Annotated in this window: 6 protein-coding genes; 4 read left to right on the plus strand and 2 right to left on the minus strand. The window is 35.6% G+C overall.

The window, feature by feature from the left end:
- Positions 1–261 precede the first annotated feature (261 nt).
- The 4 genes from N7931_RS18670 to N7931_RS18685 are packed head-to-tail and all read left to right on the plus strand — an operon-like array spanning position 262 to position 7,481.
- Positions 262–1,134, plus strand: coding sequence for a hypothetical protein (locus N7931_RS18670; protein WP_262795859.1), 873 nt, complete (start codon positions 262–264; stop codon positions 1,132–1,134).
- The gene (locus N7931_RS18675) at positions 1,131–1,970 is read left to right on the plus strand and encodes a helix-turn-helix transcriptional regulator (RefSeq protein ID WP_262795860.1); all 840 of its coding nucleotides are present in this window, start codon (positions 1,131–1,133) and stop codon (positions 1,968–1,970) included. Before N7931_RS18670 ends, N7931_RS18675 begins: the two co-directional genes overlap by 4 nt.
- Positions 1,971–1,977: 7 nt before the next feature.
- On the plus strand, positions 1,978–2,997 hold the full coding sequence (locus tag N7931_RS18680) for a hypothetical protein (protein WP_262795861.1): 1,020 nt from the start codon (positions 1,978–1,980) through the stop codon (positions 2,995–2,997).
- Between the two features lie 53 nt (positions 2,998–3,050).
- Positions 3,051–7,481: a DUF3883 domain-containing protein gene (locus N7931_RS18685; protein WP_262795862.1), complete on the plus strand. Its 4,431-nt coding sequence runs from the start codon at positions 3,051–3,053 to the stop codon at positions 7,479–7,481.
- A gap of 344 nt (positions 7,482–7,825) precedes the next feature.
- Here N7931_RS18685 and N7931_RS18690 read toward each other — a convergent pair whose 3' ends face one another.
- Together N7931_RS18690 and N7931_RS18695 are read right to left on the minus strand one after the other, a co-directional pair.
- Positions 7,826–8,470, minus strand: coding sequence for a hypothetical protein (locus tag N7931_RS18690; protein WP_262795863.1), 645 nt, complete (start codon positions 8,468–8,470; stop codon positions 7,826–7,828).
- The gene (locus N7931_RS18695; RefSeq protein ID WP_262795864.1) at positions 8,460–8,828 is read right to left on the minus strand and encodes an HNH endonuclease; all 369 of its coding nucleotides are present in this window, start codon (positions 8,826–8,828) and stop codon (positions 8,460–8,462) included. Before N7931_RS18695 ends, N7931_RS18690 begins: the two co-directional genes overlap by 11 nt.
- Positions 8,829–8,893 lie beyond the last annotated feature (65 nt).

Raw genomic sequence — 8,893 nt, forward strand, 5'->3', positions numbered from 1 at the left:
TAAACTCAGTTGATAATTTTCTTGTCATTTAAAACCTCTTTAGTTGTATTAATAATACCTCTAACTAGGTCTCCAAGATAAGTCTACCGTTACAGAATGTAGAGTCTACTCCAGAAGATTGGATGTTGATGATCATGAGCTATTTTGAGGCCCAGAGAAAAGCAGTACTGAAAGTAGCTGAGGTGGAAGAAGTTAGAGAAATTATAGCGCCTTTCGATGGGGCTATATATGTCAAAGACATACTCTTCAGAAAGGTTGCTCATGAAGCTAGATAAAAAGACTATAAGAGCTGCCCAGAATTTAATCAGAAGATCTCCCAGTCAAATCAGCGAATCGGCTGTTCTGCGTGCAATTGTTCAAGAACTCGAAATTGGCATAATCAGAAATAAAAAAATATATTTCACACCATCAAACCTAATTGAAATAGAAAATTATTTTAACAAAGTATTGGGAAAGCCAATTTTAGACATCGATTTAGATGTGGAAACTAGGCTTGAGGCTTCCTCCTTTTTTAGTAATGAAAAATGGGCATCTGGAGGCGTTTTTGAAGTGATGCTTTCAATGACGGGCAGAGGAATCATCCCTGGAATTAAAGACGCAATCGAAGCACAGCCAAATATTGTCTATTCCATGAAGCTTCGCGATATTGATGTCACTAAGATAAGTAAGTTAATCATCGTTGAAAATGGGGAACTCATAACAAATTGGGAACTAGTCATTCCTTCTTTACCGCTTGAATATCAAAGTGCCATCGCCGTATTTCGTGGTTATGGTAAAAATCAAAAATACTTAAACGAGTTAATTTGCAAAGTTCGGCCAGACACTAAGGTTGGAGTGTTCTTTGACTATGATGCTGCGGGAATAGACATGGCATTAAAGCTCGCTGAGCATAGAGTGATCGACCTGATCATTCCAAGCATACTTCCTGAGGATGTGATTGCCAAATCAAAGCTGGAGGAGTTTGGGAATCAGTTTGAACAGTTAACACGAAGACTTAACTCTCCTGATACGCCCTATGAAATTAGAGAAGTTTTAAAGAACCTAGAAAATAACAAGTTGGCCATAACACAAGAACACCTAATCACGCATGGTGTTCCCCTGAAGTTAATTAAAAATGTGGGAGAAACCATATGATTAATGGAGGATTAAATACAAAGGAAGTAAGACTAAAAGCAATCGAGATGTTTGCGTATTGGGAAGGGGGTGTAAACGCTTCAACGTTGGCAAAATTATTTAAAGTCACCATTAGCAATATTACTAAAAGCCTCACGGAATATAGGGACCTATATCCTAATTCATTGAAATATAATAAAAGCTTAAAACAGTATGAGCCAACTTCTAGTTTCACCTGTCACTATATTGATGAAACATGGCAGGAGTATGTGGCATTTTTAAGGATTAATAGTCAAGTATATAAATCCGATTACTGGGGAGCTTTGGCTGTCGATTTTGGTCCTTTACATACTGGAAACGTTGACCCAAAAATAGTTAGGGTTGTAACTCAAGCTATAAACAAGAAGCTATCAGTTAAGGCTACTTATTACTCTCTAACCAACCCCAATGGCATCGAAAGGATTATTCATCCTATTGCATTAGCTGATAGTGGTGTTCGTTGGCATTGCCGAGCATATGATGAATATCGTAGTGAATTTAGAGACTTTCATCTTGGTAGAATCACTGCTGCGGAACTGAATGAGCCGTCTGAGGTTGAGTATGAACAAGATGAAGCTTGGATGACCATGATTAAACTGAAAATCGCCCCGCAACCCGCCTTAACTGAACCTCAGAAACAGGTAATTATGATGGACAAAGGAAAGGGGGATAGCTTCACTGTAGAAGTTAGAGCTGCTATGGCTGAGTATTATATTCAGTATCACCTTATAGATAAGGAAATAAGGGAAGGTAATCCCTTAGTCAGACCTTTGTATTTAGAAAATTATGACGAAGTGAAAGCTTGGTTATTTGGGTAAAGATTGTATGGAAGACATGGAGTTACTTATCATTCACGATCGGCTGGAAGAAATATTACGAGCAGAAACGCATGTATTAGAAAATAAACTACTATCTGATCCTCTCAATGTTAACAGGAAAGGACATCCAAGTTTGACTGATATCTGGTATTCACCAGGTGTTGAATTTAAGTGCCTATTGGACAGGAATGTAGTTTCTTATTTGATCAGCTTGGTTAATGGTTTAGATATTTCTGAACAGAAAAACCAACAGCCCTATAGGAGTGTAGCTGCTCTGCAAGCTGTACTAAATGCAGGAAATATTTTATCGGAAACAGGTTATTCCTATCACGAATATATAGAGCGAAATGGTTTAGATAAAGCAGATGATGAGCTAGCATTATTTCGAACAGCTGATAACTTAAATCCTAATATTTACTTAGACTTATTTCTAAAGCAAAGAGATAGCATAAGTCGTAATGAACTGTCTTTGTTTAAGACAGGCGAGCTTATAGGTGGCAAGTTACCAGAGAGATTAACTTTGGTAGAGAGAAATGCAGTCATAATAAAAAAAGCGATATCTCTAGCTCGTTCTAAACGAATAACTCCATATCAAACCATGCTTGAATTGATGGATTGGATATATGATGAATATATGTTTTCAGCACCATCATTTCACTTTTTATCTGTTTATTTTAGTAGCTGGAAAATTTCAAAAATGCTCAAATCTCATGGGCCTAAAGATCTTAGGAACGCTATATGGGATATTTCTTTCATTCAACTTCTAATTAAATACTGTCGTGAAGACAGCGATTCTGTTTGGTTATTTAGTTCATTTGATAAAGCAATTCATTCCGTTGTTGACCTCACATTCGTCAGAAGGGAAGAAGATGAAAGCATGTACATGGAAAGGCTTGAAAACTCATATGCGTCTATGTGGGGAAAGAAAAATGGTTACGGTAAAAAGTTACTAAATAAATTGGTAAAAATTAGTGAAAATGGCGACGATCCTCAGAGGAAGATAAATCTGTTTAATGGCAGTACATAATACCAATTCGATTTAAGGGCGAGAGTTCAAAGGGAATATGAGGAGGCTTTATCTTGAATAATATAGCGACTATGGAGCCAATTAAAGAGCAAAACATTGGTATTAAGGCAGAGATCTTAGAAGAAATAGTTCGCCGAAAGGAAGTCTATAAAAAGTCCCCAGCAGATATGATTTCTGCGTTCAACCGTGAAGTTGAAACGGAAAAAGAGTACAACGGAAGACAGTTACTTGAGCTTCTTCAAAATGCTGATGATGAAAAGTCAGATGAGGTAAGAATTGAATTAGATACTAAAGCTAATTTGCTAAGTATTAAAAATAGAGGAACTGGCTGTAGCGCTTTTAGCTCTAACGGAATTAGATCTTTAATGATTTCTAATTTGAGTACTAAAACATCTAAAAAGTTCATAGGAAATAAAGGACTTGGCTTTAGATCGATCATTAATTGGAGTGAATCGATATCAATTAATAGCAACAACCTAAGAATTGAGTTTTCAAATGAAATTGTAAATGGTGTTTTTGATGAGCTGTTTTTACCAGGAGAGCGCAATGCTATTAGAAAAGCACAAAATTTACCTGATTCTATTTATCCTATTCCATTCCTATCTATTCCGAAGTTAACAGAGGAAATAAATCAAGACTGGATCACGTCAATTGATATACGATACAAAGTTGGCTTCCTAGGTGATATTAAAAAGCAAATAGACGAGTTAAAGAGTGAGATCCTACTCTTTTTAAACTCTATTAAGACATTAACAGTTTTTGTTGATGGAAAGTGTATCAAGGCAATAGATAAAACGGATCTTAGTGAAAAATGGAACGTCTATGAACACAAAGGAGAAATACCTAAAGAGTTATGGGATAAAGAAAGTGAAGAAGAGTTCTTCGATTTAAAAATTGCTCTGCAAGATGAACTCTGCTGTGATATTCGAGAAATTTTCGCATATTTCCCTACTAAATTAGCTGTTGACTTTCCTTTTATTATTCATGGAACCTTCGAATTAAACAGCTCCAGAAATGAGATAAATGACAGTGAAAAAAACCGCTTCATTTTAAGAGAGTTAGTTAAGTTAATTATTGATACAGCGAAATCTTTAACGAAAGGTAATATTAGTTACAAAGCTATTGAGTTTTTGTCATACAACAATCCTAATAACATTCTTATGGAGCTGGGGTTCTACGATGCTATTGATGATGCGATCAACACTTTGGAGGTGTTTCCTTGTGTTGACGGAACTTATAGAAAAAAATCAGAAGTTATATTTATAGATGCGCTTTCTAGTTTTGTGTGCTCTATTAACCAAGAGTTCGTCTTTGAAAACTTGTTAATCCCCTTAGATGGCACTGCCGACCTTTCGAGTTTAAATTTAAATGGAAGTGTAGATACTGAAAAATTGAGAGTTTTAAGTAAAAATATAAATAGCATAGAAGACAGAGCTTCTATGATTTATATGTTTTACCACACTTTCAAGCATGATGAAAAATTAGAGCTTTTAATTGACTCAAGTGGAGCATTGATTTCTCTTGAAGATGAAGTATATACGCCTTCATCGATAGATATTAGTGTACCTGATTATGTCAGTATCAAGTTTATTCATAGAGACTTGTTTGAATTATTGATCAAAAAATTTGAGATTGATTCGAATGAAAAAGCTCGTGAATTGCAGAGAGCTTTGAGACAAATCACAAATATTCAACAGTATCAGCCTATACCGGTACTTCAGAAAATAGTTTCAAATGCAAACCGTTTAATTAAAGAAGACGATAACAAAGTTGAAGAAATACTAACCAGTATGGTTCGTTCTCTTTATGAAAATTTCAATAAATTGAACTCTCCACAACAAATACCTGATTCAAAAATCCAACTTTACAATAAAGAACATACTCTGACTGATGCAAGCGATTTATATTTATCTAAGAGTTATCCTTCTGGAACTTTAAATGAGTTCTTATTTGAAGGCATATTCAGAGATAATGTATTTCTATGTGCACCTTCCAAATATAGGTTAGGTGAAGAGGATCCGGATAACCTAGAACAGTTCTTTTTATGGCTAGGAGTTAACAAAAATAGTAAGTTTAACGAAGTTAAAGGTAGAAGAAATTTAGAGTACGAAAAATTTGTTTTTCAGTGTGTTCCTCGCCCTTTAGGTTATAGAGTTGGTTCTTTTCATTACAAGGAGATCGATAACTTTGAGCTTATTGCGCAAAATATCTCGTTAGAAAAGCTAGTCATATGGTTTATCCAAGATAAAGACATTTATAATCAGTTAGATGATTCAGCAAATACTGACAAATTTAGTTTTAACAAGGACAGAGAATATTATGGGGCTTATAGCCATAATATTTCACATAAACCTTCATTTATTAAGTATCAAGTAAAATCTCTCGGGCTGTTTAGAGACTTCTTTTTCGCTAATGAGAAACTAAGCCCTCTTGTAAATAGCATCAGCTTCAATTTTGATTATGAGCAATTCAATTATTTCGGTATTAGTCGATCAGATATTGAAAGTTTGTTATTAAAAATTGGTGCAACTGATAAATTTGAAAAACTATCTTTGGAAGCAGTACAAAGAATCATTAGTGAACTTCCGATAAAGTCCCCTGATGGGAGACAGACTCAGGCAATATATAAGTTGGCGGTTAGGCATTTTGAAGTCAATAAACAACCTTTGGACAACCAAGAAACGAAGCTTTTTGCTTTAAAAGGACAAACTCGTTCTTATCAATCTGCTGATAAAGTTTTTTACAATGGAAATATAAAACTACCGAGGAAGATTGCCGCCAGCGTACCAGTGTTAAACTACCCAAGAAGACAAAACACTCAAAATATTATCGAGTTTTTTGGAGTGCAGAATCTAAATGAACTAGATGTCGAAATTACAAGTACATCCTCTTTACCTTCTTTAAGTAGTAGCTTCTCGTCATTTTTAGAGGAAATTGCCCCATATATTTTGGTTTATCGAATACAAGATATTGAAAAAGATCAGTCTGCGAAAGCAGAACTAGCAAAATTGAGACGGTACAGGGTCGTTTTATGCGATGACGTTAAGTATCAGATTAATGGAGAAAGTTTTGAGCTAGAAAATAATGACTACATTAAACAAGATAACGATTTTGTCATTAAAGTTAGACCTGAGTCAACGGTCGGAGATCTTAGGCATGATTTCGATTTTCAAGAAACCTTTGCCGATATAATAGGATTAATTTTCGATATTCAGGACACCCGAGTATTCCGAGATGTTGTCAAAGAGGAAGCTTCGTATCTAGAAAAAACTATTAAAAATGATATTGGTGAAGAAGAGTTAATTAGAACAAGAGAATTATTAGGAATCTCAGATGAACTGTATTCATTTTGGAAAACAGTCTATTCCTTATTAGGTAAAACTTATAGGTTTGAGTCTGATGATAATTTGCTTGAAAGTGTGTCGGCTGAGCTTGAATTGCAAATTGATGTTGAAAGAATAGATTTCAAGGAGTTGGATGGCCTTGAAAGTTGCAGCGCGATAAAAGAGCTTTTCGCGGAGAAGGGAATAAATGTTGCTGACTTCAATCGTTCAGAATTTGCGTACTATAAGATAGATTTATCAAAGTATCATGTTAGTAAGCTAAAACAGGCGTTCGAGAGAGCTTTATATTTGTTTAAGAAGATGTTGTATCAATGGTGCATAGTAAATTCTAGAGAATCTCAGTTTACTCATTACGTATCACAATACGAGAGTAACGATAATTTCATTATTTTATCAGCTAGACAAAATAAACAATCTTTTGAAATGAACTACGAAAAGTATGTAAACAACTATATCTCAGATGTTTTAGGGCAAGAATCTATCGAAGAAACACAAATTGATTTTGAAGCCGTGTACGACAACCACGCTGAATTAATTGATATTGATAGGGTTGAAGGTGATCAAGAACTAATGAGTCTAATGTTTTTTTCTCATAAGTGGGAAGAAGTTAAAACTCGTATAAATGAAAAATTTGAGTCTGAGAATGTTATAAAGAAACCTCACGGTGTTGAGGGTTCTGTTCGACAAACCAAACAAATAAAGAGTGCATCTCTTAGTAAACCAAGAAATATCAAAAACAACCAAAGTAAATCGAAGAAACCGTTTAAACACTCAAAGTCATTATCGGATAACAATAGAATCAACGGTAAAAGATCTGAAGAAGACGTTTATAATTCTCTTATTAAACAGTTTGGTAAACAAAAAGTTACTTGGGTATCTAAAACTAGTGATGGCGATGGTTACGATATTAAATATATCAATGAACTTGACGTAACGAAGTATGTTGAAGTTAAAACTTACTCTGGTGATAGATTTCATTTGAGCAGGAATGAGCTTGAATTTGCTAGGAAGAATATTGGGAATTATGAAATTTTCTTAGTCTCTAATGAGATTCTTAGAATTGAACATATAGACTTTGATGATAAAGAACGGTTCCATCTAGAAAGTAGAGAATATGTTGTTTCGTTTACAATAGAGTAGTAAGTCTCACACTTGTTAACTATTTGTGAGAGGGGGAGGGAATAATTAATTGATATATTCTTGGTATCAACGTTGTTCTGCCAAATAGGCCACATCATGCTTGGGCAGGTAATATCTGCGTCATATCAAGATGCATGATCTTTTTAGCCAGTGAGTGAAACGTGATAACAAGAACATTGGATGTTTATCCATGTTTGCCAATATCAATTGGGAGCAAGATTCGAGGTGTTGGTGAAAAATAGTCTTTCACAAAATGATGTGTCAAGCTGAGTTGTGGGATTTAACTTATTGTATTTATTGTTTATTAATTCTTAGGTGTTTAGGGGAATAAATAATTTGGCTCTTTATAAAAGAGCCTTTCCGATGAGGTCTATCAAGTAAACAGCTAGCCCAGAAACCAACGCTAAGGCGATCATTAACAGCCCGACAATCCTCGTCCCCAAAAAACCTCTATCGATTTTTAATCCTGCTATCGGTTCGATCAGTTTAGCCATAGACTGAACAATCAACATGATTATTCCCGGATAGATAAATGAAAAGAAAAAGAAAATCCACAAGTAGCTTTTGAAGTCGAAAAGAATCGTCAGAATCGTTATACCTATCAGGCCACCAAGCATTGCGCGACATAAAGTTGAATAGAAGTTAATTAGTGGGGCTAACAGATTACTCTTAAACCAATTAACCGCAGTTTGCTGTGTTCCGCAGACAATGCGAAAACCAGATATCAGCAGATAAAGAAAGGTTGTCCCATAAGCAATGGTGCTTGGTGCAAAATGCTCTAATGGTGCCTGCCTTATCTCTTGTGCCAGATTGAAATCACCTCCAACTAGATAATTAACTGCATCATTTAGATGCGTTATCTCGGACAAAAATGCAAATACAAAGCTAACAAAAACAATAGCGGTGAATGTCAGGTACTCCCACCTGTGGTGGGAGTATTCATGTTGCATAAAGTTAGCAATAGTTGCCACTTTACTCTTACTGCTCATTCGAATCCCCTGCAATGGCACCGATAGTCCCACAAAGTAACATACCCACTGGACCAAACGCAGAGCCAAAACCAGCTCCCAGCGCCAGACCAGTTAAAATGCTTTTCTTTCGTTTGGACTCTTTTGCTTTTTTTGACATTGGGGCGACTAGCAAGCCATGAGGTTTTCTGGCCACAGCATTACTGCTGTTTCCCTTTTTGCGATTACACGGAATACATGCTGGGAAAAGATTGTTGAGGTGGTTGCTGCCACCTTTGGAGATTGGGATGGAGTGATCTACTTCCCACGCCCCTCTCATGCCGACAACTCCGTAGTTCTTCTTGGCTAATGTGTAACGGTCAACTAAATTTGGAGACATGTTTAGGCACTTTTTAGTAACTTCTGCTCATATTGAACAGGTGAAATATTTCCCAGCTTATAGTG

The sequence above is a fragment of the Catenovulum sp. 2E275 genome (assembly GCF_025515275.1).
Taxonomy (GTDB): domain Bacteria; phylum Pseudomonadota; class Gammaproteobacteria; order Enterobacterales; family Alteromonadaceae; genus Catenovulum.

Bases quoted from the DNA above. Each gene is read 5' to 3' on its own strand.
- N7931_RS18670 (WP_262795859.1), top strand. From the start codon at position 262: ATGAAGCTAGATAAAAAGACTATAAGAGCTGCCCAGAATTTAATCAGA.
- N7931_RS18675 (WP_262795860.1), top strand. From the start codon at position 1,131: ATGATTAATGGAGGATTAAATACAAAGGAAGTAAGACTAAAAGCAATC.
- N7931_RS18680 (WP_262795861.1), top strand. From the start codon at position 1,978: ATGGAAGACATGGAGTTACTTATCATTCACGATCGGCTGGAAGAAATA.
- N7931_RS18690 (WP_262795863.1), bottom strand. From the start codon at position 8,470: ATGAGCAGTAAGAGTAAAGTGGCAACTATTGCTAACTTTATGCAACAT.
- N7931_RS18695 (WP_262795864.1), bottom strand. From the start codon at position 8,828: ATGTCTCCAAATTTAGTTGACCGTTACACATTAGCCAAGAAGAACTAC.